General features: G+C 69.2%; 13 protein-coding genes. 7 read left to right on the top strand and 6 right to left on the bottom strand.

Annotated elements, in window-relative coordinates; all coding sequences use genetic code 11:
* The first annotated feature begins 3 nt into the window (after positions 1–3).
* The 5 genes from pgl (at position 4) to pyk (ending at position 6,348) form a co-directional block, all read left to right on the top strand.
* Entirely contained in the window at positions 4–696 is a 693-nt protein-coding gene (pgl, locus tag J2X41_RS19315; RefSeq protein ID WP_310084715.1) for a 6-phosphogluconolactonase, read from the top strand.
* Positions 697–701: 5 nt separating this feature from the next.
* On the top strand, positions 702–2,513 hold the full coding sequence (edd, locus tag J2X41_RS19310) for a phosphogluconate dehydratase (RefSeq protein ID WP_310084506.1): 1,812 nt from the start codon (positions 702–704) through the stop codon (positions 2,511–2,513).
* A gap of 12 nt (positions 2,514–2,525) precedes the next feature.
* Entirely contained in the window at positions 2,526–3,515 is a 990-nt protein-coding gene (gene glk / locus J2X41_RS19305; RefSeq protein ID WP_310084503.1) for a glucokinase, read from the top strand.
* A 131-nt stretch (positions 3,516–3,646) separates the two neighbouring features.
* A complete protein-coding gene (locus J2X41_RS19300; RefSeq protein WP_310084499.1) occupies positions 3,647–4,663 on the top strand; it encodes a LacI family DNA-binding transcriptional regulator in 1,017 nt (338 codons plus the stop codon).
* 251 nt (positions 4,664–4,914) lie between these two features.
* Positions 4,915–6,348, top strand: a complete 1,434-nt coding sequence (pyk, locus tag J2X41_RS19295) for a pyruvate kinase (protein WP_310084495.1) — start codon at positions 4,915–4,917, stop codon at positions 6,346–6,348.
* A 7-nt stretch (positions 6,349–6,355) separates the two neighbouring features.
* On the opposite strand, the gene J2X41_RS19290 is transcribed toward pyk, so the two are convergent.
* From J2X41_RS19290 to J2X41_RS19270, 5 genes are all read right to left on the bottom strand, one after another.
* A complete protein-coding gene (locus J2X41_RS19290) occupies positions 6,356–7,051 on the bottom strand; it encodes a Crp/Fnr family transcriptional regulator (protein ID WP_310084492.1) in 696 nt (231 codons plus the stop codon).
* 345 nt (positions 7,052–7,396) lie between these two features.
* Positions 7,397–7,897 carry a pyridoxamine 5'-phosphate oxidase family protein gene (locus tag J2X41_RS19285; RefSeq protein ID WP_310084489.1) on the bottom strand — a complete coding sequence of 167 codons (501 nt, stop codon included), beginning with the start codon at positions 7,895–7,897 and terminating at the stop codon, positions 7,397–7,399.
* 196 nt (positions 7,898–8,093) lie between these two features.
* Entirely contained in the window at positions 8,094–9,242 is a 1,149-nt protein-coding gene (locus J2X41_RS19280; protein ID WP_310084486.1) for an acyl-CoA dehydrogenase family protein, read from the bottom strand.
* A gap of 1 nt (position 9,243) precedes the next feature.
* Complete coding sequence (locus tag J2X41_RS19275; RefSeq protein ID WP_310084483.1) at positions 9,244–9,855, bottom strand: 2-hydroxychromene-2-carboxylate isomerase; 612 nt, start codon at positions 9,853–9,855, stop codon at positions 9,244–9,246.
* Between the two features lie 32 nt (positions 9,856–9,887).
* Entirely contained in the window at positions 9,888–11,096 is a 1,209-nt protein-coding gene (locus J2X41_RS19270) for an acyl-CoA dehydrogenase family protein (protein ID WP_310084481.1), read from the bottom strand.
* A 197-nt stretch (positions 11,097–11,293) separates the two neighbouring features.
* Here J2X41_RS19270 and J2X41_RS19265 point away from each other — a divergent pair, with 197 nt between their 5' ends.
* Positions 11,294–12,967 carry a bifunctional lysylphosphatidylglycerol flippase/synthetase MprF gene (locus tag J2X41_RS19265; RefSeq protein ID WP_310084479.1) on the top strand — a complete coding sequence of 558 codons (1,674 nt, stop codon included), beginning with the start codon at positions 11,294–11,296 and terminating at the stop codon, positions 12,965–12,967.
* On the opposite strand, the gene J2X41_RS19260 is transcribed toward J2X41_RS19265, so the two are convergent.
* On the bottom strand, positions 12,927–13,139 hold the full coding sequence (locus J2X41_RS19260) for a hypothetical protein (RefSeq protein ID WP_310084476.1): 213 nt from the start codon (positions 13,137–13,139) through the stop codon (positions 12,927–12,929). The two genes, J2X41_RS19265 and J2X41_RS19260, sit on opposite strands and share 41 nt — an antisense overlap.
* Before the next feature lie 297 nt (positions 13,140–13,436).
* Between J2X41_RS19260 and J2X41_RS19255 the strand changes: the two genes are divergently transcribed.
* The gene (locus tag J2X41_RS19255; RefSeq protein WP_310084475.1) at positions 13,437–16,358 is read left to right on the top strand and encodes a peptidoglycan-binding protein; all 2,922 of its coding nucleotides are present in this window, start codon (positions 13,437–13,439) and stop codon (positions 16,356–16,358) included.
* The last annotated feature ends 96 nt before the right edge of the window (positions 16,359–16,454 follow it).

Genomic DNA, 16,454 nt, shown 5'->3' with positions numbered 1-16,454 from the left:
ACCATGGTCCTTCCCAAGATCGAGGCCTTCGCCACCCGCGAAGCGCTGTACGACGCCGCCGCCTCGGTCGTCGCCTCGGCCCTGACCGACGCGGTGGCCAAGCGCGGCCAGGCCGGGTTCGCCGCCACCGGCGGCTCGACGCCCGCCCCGGTCTATGACCGACTGGCGACGATGACCGTCCCGTGGGACAAGGTCGTGGTCACCCTGACCGACGAGCGCTTCGTGCCGCCGTCCGACCCCAGCAGCAACGAGGGCCTGGTTCGCCGCCACCTCCTGCAAGGGGAGGCGGCCAAGGCCGGCTTCGCGCCGCTCTATTTCGACGGCGTGCCCCAGGACGCGGTCGCAGCCAAGGCCGAGGCCGGCGTCGCAGGGGCGCTGCCGTTCGGCGTGACCCTGCTGGGCGTCGGGCCGGACGGCCACTTCGCGTCGCTGTTCCCCGGCAACCCGAAGCTGGCGGAAGGCCTTGACCCCGGGTCCGAGCGCACGGTGATCGCCGTGCCGCCCGGCCAGCCCGCGCCGGACCTGCCCCGGATCAGCTTGACCTTTCAGGCGTTGATCCAGTCGTCGCTGATCGTGCTGCTGGTCACCGGCGGCGCCAAGAAGACGTTGCTTGAAGGTCCGGTCGATCAAGGCTTGCCGATCGCCGCGATTCTGAACCAGGACCGCGCCCCGGTCCGTATCCTCTGGGCGGAGTAATCCCCATGGCCTTGAACCCCGTCATCGCTGAAGTCACCGCGCGGATCATCGAACGCAGCCGCGACAGCCGCGCGACCTATCTGGCCAATCTCGACGCCGCCGCCGCCGCCCAGCCGGGCCGGGCCAAGCTCAGCTGCGCCAACTGGGCCCACGCCTTCGCCGCCTCGCCGGCGGTGGACAAGGTCCGCGCCCTGGACGTCAACGCCCCCAACCTGGGCATCGTCTCGGCCTATAACGACATGCTGTCGGCCCACCAGCCGCTGGAGGAGTATCCGGCGCTGATCAAGGACGCGGCGCGCGAGGTCGGGGCCACGGCCCAGTTCGCCGGCGGCGTGCCGGCCATGTGCGACGGCGTGACTCAAGGCCGTCCGGGCATGGAGCTGTCGCTGTTCTCGCGCGACGTGATCGCCATGGCCACGGGCATCGCCCTGACCCACGACGCCTTCGATGGCGCGCTGTACCTGGGTGTCTGCGACAAGATCGTGCCGGGCCTGTTGATCGGGGCCCTGACCTTCAGCCATCTGCCGGCGATGTTCGTGCCGGCAGGGCCGATGACCTCGGGCCTGCCCAATTCGGAAAAGGCCCGCATCCGCGCCCTCTACGCCGAGGGCAAGGTCGGCCGCGAGGAGCTGCTGGCCGCCGAGAGCGCCAGCTATCACGGCCCCGGCACCTGCACCTTCTACGGCACGGCCAACACCAACCAGATGCTGATGGAGCTGATGGGTCTGCACCTGCCGGGTTCGGCCTTCGTGCATCCCAACACCCCGTTGCGCACCGCCCTGGTCAAGGAGGCGGCCAAGCGCGTCGCCGCCATCACCCACAAGGGCAACGACTGGATCCCGGTCGGCCGGGTGATCGACGAGAAGGCCGTGGTTAACGGCGTCGTAGGCCTGATGGCCACCGGCGGCTCGACCAACCTGGCCCTGCACCTGGTGGCCATGGCCCATGCGGCCGGCATCATCCTGACCCTGGAAGACCTGGACGACATCTCCAAGGCCACGCCTCTGCTGGCCAAGGTCTATCCGAACGGCTCGGCCGACGTGAACCACTTCCACGCCGCCGGCGGCATCCATTTCGTGGTCAAGGAACTGCTGAAGGCCGGCCTGGCCCACGAGGACGTGCTGACCGTCGCCGGCCCCGGCCTGTCGCGCTACACCCAGGAGCCGATCCTGGTCGACGGCGAGCTGGCCTGGCGCGAGGGCGCGGAAGAGTCGCTGGACCTCAACGTCCTGCGTCCGGCCTCCGACCCGTTCAGCCCGGAAGGCGGCCTGCGCCTGCTGACCGGCAATCTGGGCCGTGGGGTGATCAAGGTCTCGGCCGTCAAGCCCGAGCACCAGGTGATCACCGCCCCGGCCGCCGTGTTCCAGGAGCAGGAAGACTTCATCGCCGCGTTCAAGCGCGGTGAGCTGGACCGCGACGTGGTGGTGGTGGTCCGCTTCCAGGGCCCGTCGGCCAACGGCATGCCCGAGCTGCACAACCTGTCGCCGTCGATCTCGGTGCTGCTGGACCGCGGCTTCAAGGTGGCCCTGGTCACCGACGGCCGGATGTCGGGCGCCTCGGGCAAGACCCCGGCGGCCATCCACATCACGCCGGAAGCCGCCAAGGGCGGGGCCCTGGCCTATGTCGAGGATGGCGACGTCATCTCGCTGAACGCCCACACGGGCGAACTGAAAATCCTGGTGGACGAGGCGACCCTGCGCGCCCGCACGCCGGCGCAAGTCCCGGCGTCCAAGCCGGGCTTTGGACGGGAACTCTTCGGCCTGTTGCGTTCGGGGGTCGGCGCTTCCGACCACGGCGCATCGGTGCTGTTTGCTTAGGAAATGACGGATATGAGCGGCTTGAACTCCATCGGACTAGGCCTGGTCGGCGACATCGGCGGAACCAACGCGCGGTTCGCCCTGGTCGATTTCGATGGGGTCGACCCCAAGCTGATCGAGCCGACCTCGTACAAGGGCGAGGACTACGGCCAGGCCGAGGACGCCGTCGAGGCCTATCTGGACAAGATGGGCGTGCGCCATCCGGACCAGGCGGTGGTCGCGGTCGCCGGTCCGATCGAGCATGGCGCGGTGCAGTTCACCAACAGCGACTGGAAGCTGTCGGAGGACAGCCTGCGCCGGGCCGGCGGCTTCCGTACGGCCCGGCTGATCAACGACTTCACCGCCCAGGCCCTGGCCGCCCCGCGCCTGGCGCCCAAGGACCTGCGCCAGATCGGTCCCCTGCAGACCTCGGGCGAGGGCGACCTGGCGATCATCGGCCCAGGCACCGGCTTCGGCGCCGCGGGCATGGTGCGCCGGCACGGCGTCGAGACGCCCCTGACCACCGAGGGCGGCCACATCGCCTTCGCGCCGTTCGACGACGTCGAGATCGAGATCCTCCGGGCGCTGAACAAGCGCTTCGGCCGCTGCTCGATCGAACGCATCCTGTCGGGCCCCGGCATGGAGGACCTGCACCTCATCCTGGCCGAGGTCGAAGGCCGAAAGGCCGACGAACTGACCGCCAAGCAGATCACCGAGCACGGCGTGGCCGGCGACGAGTGCTGCAAGGTCACGATCGACCGGTTCTGCGCCATCCTCGGCTCGGCGGCCGGCGACCTGGCCATGGCGCTGGGCGCGCGGGGCGGGGTGTTCATCGCCGGCGGCATCGCGCCCCGGATCGTCGATCTCCTGGAGCAGGGCGAGTTCCGCAGCCGATTCGAGTCGAAGGGCCGGCTCAGCGACTACACCCGCGCCATCCCCACCCACGTGGTGATGAACCCCCACACCGCCCTGATCGGCGCGGCCGTGGCCATGACCCCGGACGGCAAGGCCGCCATTTCGTAGGGCTTTCTCCCCGCGAGCGCGGCTTCCCATCCTGCGAGGCGAGATTTCCACTGGAAGTGGGCTCGCCTTGACAAGGTTGTCATGCCTTTATTGCGTCGCTTGTCGATTTCCGACGCTTCGCGAGGCCGGTCTTGAGTTCCAAGGTTACGATCCACGAGGTCGCCCGTCTGTCGGGCGTATCGATCAAGACCGTTTCGCGGGTGCTGAACCGCGAGCCGAACGTGAAGACCGACACCCGCACGCGGGTCCAGGAAGCCGTGGCGGCCCTGAACTATCGGCCCAACATCTCGGCCCGCAGCCTGGCGGGCTCGAAGGCCTATCTGATCGGCGTGTTCTTCGACAACCCCAGCCCTGCCTACGTCACCGACGTGCAGCTGGGAGCGATCGCCCGCTGCCGCGAGGAGGGCTATCACCTGATCGTCGAACCGCTCGACTCCGAGGGCGACGTGGCCGCCCAGGTGGAGCCGATGCTGCACACCCTGCGCATGGACGGCGTGATCCTGACCCCGCCGGTCTGCGACAACGTCGCGGTGCTGGACGTGCTGGAAGCCGAGGGCGTGCCCTATGTGCGGCTGTCGCCGGACCAGGACCTGGAGCGTTCGGCCCATGTGCGCATGGACGACGTGCGCGCCGCCTACGAGATGACCGCCCACCTGATCAGCCTGGGCCACACCGACATCGGCTTCATCAAGGGCCACCCCGAGCACGGCGCCTCGCACCTGCGTTACGAAGGCTACGTGACCGCGATGAAGGAGCATGGTCGCCCCGTGCGCGAGGACCATGTCGAGCAGGGCTGGTTCTCGTTCCGCTCGGGCTTCGAGGCGGCCGAGCGGCTGCTGGACCGTCCCGACCGCCCGACCGCGATCTTCGCCTCCAACGACGACATGGCCCTGGGCGTGATGGCGGTCGCCAACCGCCTGCGCCTGGAGGTGCCCCAGACCCTGTCGGTGGCGGGTTTCGACGACACGCCCGGCGCCAAGGTGGTCTGGCCGCAGCTGACCACCGTGCGCCAGCCCATCCAGGCCATGGCGGCGGCGGCGGCCGATCTGCTGCTGACCGGCGCGACCCGGACGGAAGGCGAGGCGCCGCCGTCGCGCCTGCTGGATTTCGAACTGGTGGTCCGCGAATCCACCGGACCGGTCGGCTAGATCAGGTTTCTCTGATCCGAAGCGCGCTTCAAGCGTTCGGAATCCCAAGCCTTTCGCGCCCATTTTTTCGATGGAGGTGGAAAGGCTTCGGCGTTGACGCTAAGTCAGCAATGGCGAATCCAGCCTCGGGCCGCTAGACAACGTTGTCAGGCGTGAAAGTCGAGAATGACGTTCGCCAAGAGCAAATCCTTTCCGCTGTGCGGTATATATTGCCGCATTGCAGCATTTTCTAGCCTCTCCGGAGCAGGTTCATGATCCGCGCGCGCCGCTCCCGCATCGTCGCCACCATCGGCCCGGCCAGCAGCTCGCCGGAGATGATCGTCACCCTCGCCAAGGCCGGGGCCGACGTCTTCCGCCTGAACTTCAGCCATGGCAGCCACGACAACCACGCCGCCGCCTACAACGCCATTCGCGCGGCCGAGGCGGTGGTCGGACGGCCGCTGGGCATCCTGGCCGACCTGCAGGGGCCGAAGCTGCGCGTGGGCAAGTTCGCTGACGGTCCGGTCACCCTGAAGGCCGGCCAGGCGTTCCGGTTCGACAATGACCCGACGCCCGGCGACGCGACCCGGGTGCACCTGCCGCACCCCGAGATCCTGGTGGCCATGCGCCCAGGCGCGACGCTGCTGCTGGATGACGGCAAGCTGCGGATGACCGTGACCGACGCCGGCCCCGGCTACGCCAACACCACGGTGGTCAACGGCGGCAAGCTGTCGGAGCGCAAGGGCGTGGCCGTGCCCGACGTGGTGATCCCGATGTCGCCGCTGACGCCGAAGGACCGCGAGGACCTGGCCTTCGCCCTGCGCCTGGGCGTCGACTGGATCGCCCTGTCGTTCGTGCAGGCCCCCGAAGACATGGCCGAGCTGCGCCGCATCGTCGAAGGCCGCGCCGCCGTGCTGGCCAAGATCGAGAAGCCCCAGGCGCTGGAAGTGCTGGGCCCGATCCTCGACCTCTGCGACGGCGTGATGGTCGCCCGCGGCGACCTGGGCGTCGAGATGGCTCCGGAAGAGGTGCCGGTGGCCCAGAAGGTCATCCTGCGCGCCGCCCGCGAGCGCGGCATCCCGGTGATCGTCGCCACCCAGATGCTGGAATCGATGACCAACTCGCCGACCCCGACCCGGGCCGAGGCCTCGGACGTCGCCAACGCCGTCTACGAGGGCGCGGATGCGGTCATGCTGTCGGCCGAGAGCGCGGCGGGCGAATATCCGGAAGAGGCCGTGACGATGATGAGCCGCATCATCGAGCGGGTGGAGCGCGATCCGCGCTGGCCCGAGCTGATGCAGGCCGAGCAGCCGCACAACGACGAGGACGCCGATGTCCTGGTGGTCGCCGCCGCCCAGGCCGCCAAGGCCGGCTCGACCAAGTGCCTGGTGGCCTTCACCACCACCGGCGCCACCGCCCGCCGCCTGTCGCGCGAGCGGCCGCTGCAGCCGGTGCTGGCCCTGTCGCCGCAGATCAACGCCGTGCGCCGCATGTGCCTGGTCTGGGGCGTGGAAGCCCGCGTCAGCGGCCAGCCCGACAGCCTGGAGGTCGTCACCTCGGACGCCGTCGCCAAGGCGGTCGAGCTGGAACTGGTCGGTCCGGGCGAGCGCGTGCTGATCGTCGCGGGCACCCCGTTCGGCGCGCCGGGCGCGGCCAACCTGCTGCGCCTGGCCCACGCGCCGTTCCCGACCCGCAAGCGGCGTTAGGGACGTTTCAGCCGAACGGCAGCGGCAGCAGGCGCTCATAGCCACGCCGCACGGCGGCGTAGCACTCGCAGGTGATGGCCTCGAGACCGGCGCGGTCGAGGATGTCGACCACGCCCCGGCGATAGCGGATCAGGCCCTTGGCCTGCAGCGAACCGGCAACGGCCGTGACCGTGGTGCGCTGGACGCCCAGCATGTCGGCCAGGAATTCCTGGGTCAGGCTGATGGTGTCGCCTTCGATGCGATCACGGCACGACAGCAGCCAGCGGCAGAACCGAGCCTCGACGCCGTGCAGCGCGTTGCAGGCGACCGACTGGATCGCATGACCGAACAGCGCCTCGTTATGGCGATCGACGAGGTCGCGCAGGGCAGGGCTGCGGGTCCAGGCGTCATGCAGGGCCGAGACGCTGATCCGCGAGGCCTGGCCGGAGGTCTGGATGATGGCCCGCACCAGCGACTGGCGCGGCGCCACCGCGGCCATCAAACCCAAGGCGCCTTCGCGGCCGATCGGCGCGGACTCGATGGCCGCCCCGTTCTCCATCAAGGTCATCAGCGAGATGACGCAATCATGCGGGAAATAGATGGCCTCGATCGGATCGCCCGGATCGTACAGATGACGGCCCTTTTCCAGCTCCTGCTGGACGAGGTGGGGCGAGATCAGGCCGAAATCCTCCGTCGGCAGGGCGGCAAGCAGACGATTTTTCAAGGTGGCGGCGGCCCCGTCGAACGAATCGACCATCGGTAGGCGGAAGGGATTAGAAACCTAGGTTGGAAGTCGCCGCCGCGCTGTCGAGTAGTCGACACAGATGTGATGCGCCAAGAGCCCTCAAAAGTAAGTTGGTCGCCTATCCGACGTTACCGGAATAGTTGGAAGCTCGTCGCCATCCTGTCTCTCTTGTCGTCCTGAGTACACTATCGCTCGCTTATCGAAGCGCCGTCATTCCGGCGGCCAGCGGAAGCCGAGACTTCCGACGGACCAGCTTCGTCAAAGCCATGAGCAGCCATCGCTTGACGAGGCCTTGATGCGCCCGCCTCGCCAGCGCACTGGCGTCTAAGCCAGCTTGACGTGGGCCTTGTCGCCCAGGTCGGGCGGGCTGTCGGTCAGGTTGGCCTTGGCCACCTCCCAGGCGAAGCGCACCGGGCCGCCCTTGGAGATCCACAGTTCGGCGTCCCGAACGTCCAGCCGCAGCAGGGTCAGGGCGGGATCGTCCTTGCCGTCCGGAAACCAGGTGGCGACGATCGGATTCCAGTACTTGTCGATTCGGGCGGTGTCGCGGGCGGTGGACAAAACGCCGCCGATGCAGGCCTGGAACTCCTGGTCCTTCGACTGGACGATCAGCATGGCCTCGGCCCCTCCGCTTGCGCTCTTGGCGAGGTCGGTGTCCTCCCTGGTGAAGAACCAGACCTGGCCGCCCTCCGGTTCGGCGAAGGCGGTCATCGGCTGGAAGTGCTGGTGAGCGTTCATCAGGCCCAGCATGCCGAACCGCGCGTCGTCCAGCTCCTTCCAGAGGCGTTTCTCGACGGCGGCCTTGTCGTTGGGATCGGTGCTCATGGCGGCTCTTCCTTCTCGCTGGGGAGGAGGGGAGAACCGGTCTGGGCGAGGGCGGTTCCTAGAGTGAAGGTTGGAGCATCGTGCGTCCTTCGAGACCCGCTGCGCGGACTCCTCAGGATGAGGAATTCAACAGCAGCTCGCCTTCCTCATCCTCAGGTGCGAGCCGCAGGCGAAGCCTCGAAGGACGCAACGCGCCTTAGAAGCCCGACAGCTTGGCGTAGCGGTCGCGATGGAACGAGGCCGAACCGAACAGGGCCTCGGCTACGCGGGCGCGCTTCATGTAGAGGCCGGCGTCATGGGCGTCGGTCATGCCGATGCCGCCATGCATCTGGACCATCTCGTTGGAGGCCAGGTGCAGCACTTCGCTGGCCTTGGCCTTGGCCAAGGAGGCCAGCAGGCGGGTATCCGCGCCCCCTGAAGAAGAATGGGCGTCGGCGGCTTCCAGGGCGGCCTCGACGCAGGAGCGGGTGGTCTCCAGGTCCGTGAACAGCTTGGCGGCGCGATGCTGCAGGGCCTGGAAGGTTCCGATCACCTGGCCGAACTGGGTGCGGGTCTTGATGTAGTCCAGGGTGATCTCGAACGCCGCCGTCGCCGTGCCCAGCATCTCGGCGGCCAGGCCTGCATAGGCGCGGTCGAGCACCGGCTCGAGGATCGCCCAGCCCTTGTCGACCTCGCCCAGCACCGCGTCGGCGGCGACTTGCACGCCGTCGAAAGCGATCCTGGCCGCGCCGCGGCTGTCGACCAGGGCCAGGTGGGTGCGGGTGACGCCCGGAGCGTCGCCCGGGACCAGGAACAGGGTGATCCCGTCGCTGTCGCCGGCCGCGCCCGAAGTGCGGGCGGCGACCACCAGCAGGTCGGCGGCGTCGCCGTCGAGGACGAAGGTCTTCGTTCCGCTGAGGACGAAGCCGTCGCCCGACGGCGTCGCCGACAGGGCTGTGTTCAGCGGCGCATGGTGCGCGCCTTCGTCGATCGCCAGGGTGGCGACGATCTCGCCAGTGGCGATCTTCGGCAGCCAAGCGGCCTTCTGGGCGTCCGAACCGCCCAGGACCAGGGACGAGGCCGCGACCAGGGCGGTGGACAGCAGGGGCGAGGCCACCAGGTTGCGGCCGGTCTCCTCCAGGATCAGGCCCAGGCCCAGATAGCCGAAGGCCGAGCCGTCGTGTTCCTCCGGCACGATCACCCCGGCCCAACCCATGGCGCCCATTTCGTGCCACGCCGCTGGGTCGAAGCTCTGCTTCGAGCCACTGTCGCGCAGCTTGCGCAAGGCGCCGACGGGGGCGCTGTCCTGCGTCCAGCCTTTGGCGGCGTCGCGCAGCATGGTCTGTTCTTCGGTCAGGACGGCCATGTCAGGCTTGCTCCAGGGATTGATGGCGGACGGCCCAGGCGAGGGCCTGTTCGAGACGGTCATTGCCCCAGAAGAGCTCGCCGTCGGCGGTGACGAAGCTGGGCGCGCCGAACAGGCCGCGCTCCTGGGCCTGGCGGACGTGGTCCTTCAGGCGGCTCTTGACGGGATCGGTCGCGGCGGTGGCCAGGACCTCCTCTGGACCCGCCCCGACCGAGGCGATCAGCGGGGCCAGCACCTCGGCCTTGGAGATGTCCTGGTCGTCGACGAAATTGGCCTGGTAGACGGCGCGGCTGAAGGCCGGGGTCCAGCCGTCCTCCAACCCGCAGATCGCCACGCGGGCGGCCAGCAGCCCGTTGCGCGGGAACTGGCTGGGATGGACCAGCGGCAGGCCTTCCAGGTCGCAGACCCGCTGCAGGTCGCGCCACATGTAGTCGCCCTTGACCGGAAAGGCGTTGAAGGGGCTGTCGGTCAGGCCCTGCTGCTCGTGAAACAGCGGCCCCAGCAGGAAGGGGCGCCACGCCACGGCCACGCCGGCCGCCTGGGCCAGGCGCTCGACTCGCATGGCGGCGGGGTAGCTGTAGGTGGAGCCGAACTCGTACCAGAACTCGATCATGGCCAGAACTCGATCATGGTCCCTCGGCGTCCCTACTGGTGATCCAGCAAGCCTAGCACCCGCTTGGCGACGACGTTGAGATTGACCTCGCTGGTGCCGCCCTCGATCGAGTTCCCCTTGGCGCGCAGCATGGCGCGCGGCGCGGCCAGTTCGTCCTGGGTGAAGCCTTCGCCCTCCCAGCCCAGGCCCTGCAGGCCCAGGGCCTCGACCAGCAGCTCGGTGCGCTCCTGGTTCATCTTGGCGGCGGCGTACTTGATGATCGAGACGGCGGCGCTGGGGCCCGAGCCCTGCTTGGACTCGGCTTCGGCCCGGCGCACGGTCAGCATGAAGGCGTGGGCGTCCATGCGGTGGTGAGCGATGCGGGCCCGCAGGTCGCCGTCGGCCAGCTTGCCGGAAGCATCGACGCCGACCTCGGTCTTGGCCGCCTCCACCAGGTCCAGCCCGCCGCCGCCGCCGAAGCCCGAGGCCGAGATGTTCTGGCGCTCGTACTGGAGCAGCCGCTTGGCGATGTCCCAGCCGCCGTTGACCTTGCCGACCAGCTGGTCCTTGGGGACCTTCACATTGTCGAAGAAGGTCTCGCAGAACGGCGAGGAGCCGCTGATCAGCTTGATCGGCCGGGCCTCGACGCCGGGCGAGGCCATGTCGAACAGCACGAACGAGATGCCTTCGTGCTTCTTGGTGGTGTCGGTGCGCACCAGGCAGAAGATCCAGTCGGCTTGGTCGGCATAGCTGGTCCACACCTTCTGGCCGTTGATCAGCCAGTGGTCGCCCTTGTCTTCACACTTGGTCTGGAGTGAGGCGAGATCCGAGCCCGCGCCCGGCTCGCTATAGCCCTGGCACCAGCGGGTCTCGCCGCGCACGATTTCGGGGAGGAACCGCTGCTTCTGTTCCTCCGTGGCGTATTCCAGCAGCACCGGGCCCAGCATCCAGACGCCGAAGCTCATCAAGGCGGGGCGGGCCTTCAGGCGGCGCAGCTCCTGCTCCAGCACCTTGTTCTCGGCCTTGGACAGGCCACCGCCGCCATATTCCTTGGGCCACATCGGCGCGGTCCAGCCGCGCTCGGCCATTCGGTCCAGCCACAGCTTGGCGTCGGGGTTCTTCCACTGGAAGCGCTTGCCGCCCCAGGGCGCGTCGTCCTCGCTCATCGGTGCGTTCAGCGATGGGGGATAGTTGGCCTCCAGCCAAGCCCGCGTCTCGGCCCGGAAAGCCTCCAGGTCGCCGCCGCCGCCGAAATCCGCCATGGCCGTTCTCCCTACCGCGTCCGCATCGTTTTGCGACGCTTATCGGCGTCGTCGGCGGGCAGACTACGCCATGGAACGGCGGGGGCAAGCTGATTCAAACGGTCGTTCGTCACGCGACGGGCGCCCGCTGAAGGCAAGCCGCGCTATAGAGGACCCCGATGACGTGTCCCGCCGGGATTCGCCGATCAGGGGTCTAGATGTCCGCGCCGCAACTGAGGCCTGCCTTCCTCGCCGTCGCGCCGACGCTGTCGGCCATCCTGGCGGCCTGCGCCGGGATCCTGCTGCTGGCCTCGGGCGCGACACCGTCCGAGCCGACCCGTTTCGCGATCTGGGTGGCCGTGGCCCCGGGGCCGCTGATCGAGGTCAGCCACTTCGTCTCGTCGATCCTCGGCCTGGTCCTGGTGCTGCTGGCCTTCGGCCTGCGCTCGCGCCTGGACGCGGCCTGGTGGGCGGCGCTGTTCACCCTGGCGGGCGGGGCGATCCTGGCCTTGTTCAAGGGCCTGAACTGGGAAGAAACCGTCATCCTGACGGCCATCATGCTGGCCATGCTGCCGTTCCACGAGGCCTTTCCCCGCAAGGCGGCCCTGTCGCGGATGGAGATCACCCCCGGTTGGCTGCTGTCGGCGGCCGCGGCCCTGGTCGGGGTGGCCCTATGCGGCTGGTGGACCTTCGCCCACACCGAATATGCCGACCAGTCGGTGATGAAGACGATCGGCGACCGGGAAGTGGCCCGGGCCATCCGCTCGTCGGCCGCCGCCGCGATCGTGCTGATGGCCATCGGCGTCTGGCGGCTGATCGCCACTCCGGCCACGCCGCCGGTGGTCGACGACACCGACCCGGAGTTCGACCGGGTCCGCGCCATCCTGGCCAAGGCCGAGAACGCCGAGCCGCCGTCCAACCTGGCCCTGCTGGGCGACAAGCGCTTCCTGTTCTCGGCCTCGGGCGAGAGCTTCCTGATGTTCGGGGTGCGCGGCCGCTCGTGGATCGCCATGGGCCCGCCGGTCGGTCGCGACGACGAGCGCATGGAGCTGTTCTGGCGATTCCGCGAGCTGGCCGACGCCCACGCCGCCCGGGCCGGCTTCTACGCTCTGGGGCCGGCCGACCTGCCCGACAGCGTCGACCTGGGCCTGGCCATCCAGAAGACCGGCGAGAGCGCCGCGGTGCCGCTGGAGGCGTTCTCGTTGGCCGGCCGCCGCCGCGAGGTCCTGCGCCGCAATTGGCGCAAGGCCGGGGAGGGCGGGGCGGCCTTCGAGGTCCTGCCCGCCGACCAGGTCCACACGGTGATGCCGCAGCTGAAGGCGATCTCCGACGCCTGGCTGGCCCACCACGCCGGCGGCGAAAAGAGCTTTTCGATGGGCGGCTTCGACGAGCGCTACGTGGCCGAGTTCCCGGTCGCCCTGGTGCGGGTCGAGGACCGGATCGTGGCCTTCGCCACCCTGTGGACCACGGCCAACAAGGTCTCGTTCTCGATGGACCTGATGCGCTATTCCGACGACGCGCCCAAGAACGTCATGGACTACCTGTTCGTCGAGCTGCTGGGCTGGGGCAAGGAGCAGGGCTACCAGGCGTTCGAGTTCGGCGTCGCGCCCCTGGCCGGCCTCGAGGACCGTCCCCTGGCCCCGATCATGTCGCGCGTGGGCCGGCTGCTCTACGAACGCGGCGAGGAAATCTACAATTTCCAGGGCGTTCGCCGCTACAAGGACAAGTACGATCCGGTCTGGCAGCCGCGCTACATTGCCGCGCCTCACAAGTGGGCGATCCCTTTTCTGCTCGCCGATATCGGCCTGCTGTCGTCCGGCGGCGTCTCCGGCCTGACCAAAAGGCCGCGACCTAGTAGCGCGGGTCGCCCGTCTTCATCCCCAGCAGATTGAGGACGTGGGCCGCCATCAGCAGGGCCACGACGGCGCCGATCACCATCAGCGGACGCCACGGCATCATGCGCGGACCCTTTAAAACATTGATCGGACGCGCGCCGCGCCAGCCGCAGAAGACGGCGAACAGCAGGGCGGCGACGGCGATGGCGAGGGTCGTGGGCAGGTCCATGCGCCTCTCATGGCCTGCGACAATCGGCCGTGCAAATGGTTAACGTTCATTAACCACAAGGAGCCGAATCTTAGGTACACACGTTGGGAAGGTGCGCCTGTTAACCATCCACAGTTAATCTAGACCATTGCTATATGTAGCGGTATGGGTCGCGTTTACACGCTAGGAATCGGTGACTAGCGTTGGTTCCCAGGTGCAGAGGGAACGATTCGCATGACGGCCGCGGCGCCATGGAGCGTTAAGGGGATAGACCCCAAGGCACGGGAGGTCGCCAAGGACCTCGCGCGTCGCTCCGGCATGACGTTGGGCGAATGGCTCAATCGCATGATCATCGAGGGCGAGGGCTTCGACGCCGCGTCCCTGGAAGCCTTCGGCGAGCCTGGCCGTCCCTCCTTGGCGGTCAATAACGACCGCGCCAATCCTTCCTACTACGAGACCGCCCGCGGCGGCGCGCCGTCGCGCATCGAGGCTCGCGAGCATCCCGCCGACGAGGTCGGCCGCGTGGCCGTCGCCCTGGATCGCCTGACCGACCGCATCGAGGCGGCCGAGAAGCGTTCGGCCCAGGCCATTTCCGGTATCGACGAGTCCGTGCGCGGCGCGCTGCAGCGCCTGGTCGCCGCCGAACGCGAGCAGGTCGCCGTCGCCGCCCGTTTCGAAGGCGCGGTGGACGAGATCAAGTCCGAACAGACCCGCGCCGCCGAGCGGTTGCGCCGCATCGAAGCCGAGTCCGTCGGTCCGCGCTCGGCCGAGGCCCTGCGCGCCCTGGAAGGCGCGCTCGGCAAGGTCGCCGGCCACCTCTATGAAGGCGAGGCCCGCACCCGCGAGACCATCGCCCACCTGGAACAACGCCTGGACAGCCAGGCCGGCGCCGGCGTCGGCGATCCCTCGGCCTTGGTCGAAGAGGTCGTGGCTCGCCTGGGCCAGCGCCTGGAAGCCGCCGAGGCCCGCACGTCCGAAGCCCTGCAGGCGCTCAACGCCTCGTTCGGCGCCCTGGACGGCCGCCTGCGGACCGTCGAGAGCAGCAACCCGGACGAGGGCGTCCAGAAGCGCCTCGACGACCTGACCGGCAGCCTGACCCAGCGCATGGAGGCCGCCCGTCTGGAGATGGCCGCCAAGCTGCGCGAATCCGCCGACGGCCGCTTCGACCGCATGGAACGCAAGCTGGGCGAGATGACCGCCCACGTGCAGGCCGCCGAGCAGCGCTCGGCCCAGGCCATCGAGCGCATGGGCCGCGAGGTGGTCGGCATGGCCGACGCCCTGAACCGCCGCGTCCAGACCTCGGAAGCCCGCAACACCGCCGCCATCGAGCAGGTCGCCGCCAGTATCGACCAGAAGCTGAACCGCGCCGACAGCGTCCAGGCCCAGGCCCTCGAGAAGCTGGGCACGGAAATCGCCCGGATCACCGAGAAACTGGCCGAGCGGATCAGCAACGCCGAGCGCCGCAACGCCCTGGCCATCGACGACGTCGGCGATCAGGTCACCCGCGTCACCGACCGCCTGAACCAGCGCCACGAGCGCACCTCGCAGGAGCTGGTCGACCGCATCCGCCAGAGCGAGGAGCGCACCGCGCGCCTGCTGGAAGAAGCGCGCGAGAAGATCGACACCAAGCTGGCGGAGGCTCACCGCCGGGCCGCCGAGCAGGCGGCCGCCACGCCTCCGCCGCCCGCGCGCCCGGCGCTGTCGCCGTTCGACGACGACGGCGAGCGCTTCTCGTTCGGCGGCGAGGCCGTTCCCGAGGACGTCTTCCACCAGCCGGCCGCATTTATTCCGCCCCACGCGCCGCCCCCGGTCTCCACGCCGGCCCGCACGGCCGCGCCGGCTGTCTTCGAGGTCCCGGTGTTCGAGGCGCCGGCCTTCCCGGCCAGCGAACCGCCGGCGCTGGAGTTCGGCGACGAGGATTTCGAGGCCGCCGACGGCTTCGTCTCGGCCCTGGAGCCGGAAACGGCGTTCGAGCCCGAAGCCGAGTACGACGGCGACTTTTCGACTCCCGAGTTCGCCACGTCCGACTTCGCCGCCCCCGAGGAGCCGGTCGCGCCGTCGCGCCCGCTGTCGACCCGCGAGGTGATCGAGCAGGCCCGGGCCGCCGCCCGCCAGGCCGCCCTGTCCGGCGACGCCAGGGGCAAGGACAAGCCGAAGAAGGCCGGAACCTCGCTGTTCGCCGGCTTCGGCGCCAAGAAGTCGGAGAAGAAGGCCAAGAAGGGCGCGGTGAAGACCGCCCTGATGGTTTCGGCCACCGCCGCCTTCATGGGGGTCGGCGCCGCCGGCTACATCATGAGCTCGGCCCATGGTTCGGGCCCGCTGCCCGATCGCGTGGCCCAGGGGCTGTCGACCAAGACCGCCGGTGAAATCCGCGCCGCCGAGACCGACACCAGCCCGGCCAGCGCCCGGGCCGCTGTGGCCCTGACGTCCCAGGTCCCCGTCGAGGCGCTCTCGCCCGATACGGCGCCCGCCGCCGTCACGCCGCCCGGCGAAAACGCCCAGGCTCTCTACGACGACGGCGTGCGCCGCATCGAGGCCAAGGACCGCACCGGGCTGGAAAGCCTGCGCAAGGCCGCCAACCTGGGCCTGCCGCGCGCCCAGTTCTACCTGGCCAAGATGTACGAGGTCGGCGAGGGCGGAGTGAAGAAGAACTTGGTCGAGGCCCGCCGCTGGACCGAGCGCGCCGCCACGGCCGGCGAAGCCCGCGCCATGCACAACCTAGCCCTCTACTACTACAAGGGCGAGGGCGGCGAACGGAACTCGACCAAGGCCGCCAGCTGGTTCCGCAAGGCGTCGGACCTGGGCCTCGTCGACAGCCAGTTCAACCTGGCCCAGCTCTATGAAGGCGGTTGGGGCGTCAGCCAGAACCCGACCGAGGCCTACAAGTGGTACCTGATCGCGGCGCGGTCGGGCGACACGGCGTCCCGCGCCCGAGCCACGGCCCTGCGCGCCCAACTGACCGCCGAAGGCCAGCGGATCGCCGAACGCTCGGCCAGCGGCTTCCGCTCCCAGGCGGCCGCGCCCGTACAGGCCGTCGCCTCGGCCGCCGCGCCCAGCGCCGGCCTGGCCACCGCTCAACGCGCCCTGTCCAAGCTGGGCTACTATCAAGGGCCCCAGGACGGCGTCACCTCGCCGGCCCTGCAGATGGCCATCGCCGCCTATCAGCGCGACCAGAACCTGCAGGGCTCCGGCGCCCTGGACGGCGAGACCCTGAGCCGCCTATCGGCTTGGGCGCGCTGATCCGGACGGCCTTTCCAGCCCCTGAAGCCGAGCTTCCGAAGCCTTTTTGAGCGAGCGTCCCATGGCGCTCGCTCAAAAGCTGTGTCCTGTGGCCAA

The sequence above is a fragment of the Caulobacter sp. BE254 genome (assembly GCF_031457295.1).
Classification (GTDB): Bacteria; Pseudomonadota; Alphaproteobacteria; order Caulobacterales; family Caulobacteraceae; genus Caulobacter.
The sequence above is the reverse complement of the archived record's forward strand: the minus strand, read 5'-3'. Positions and strand labels throughout refer to the sequence as shown.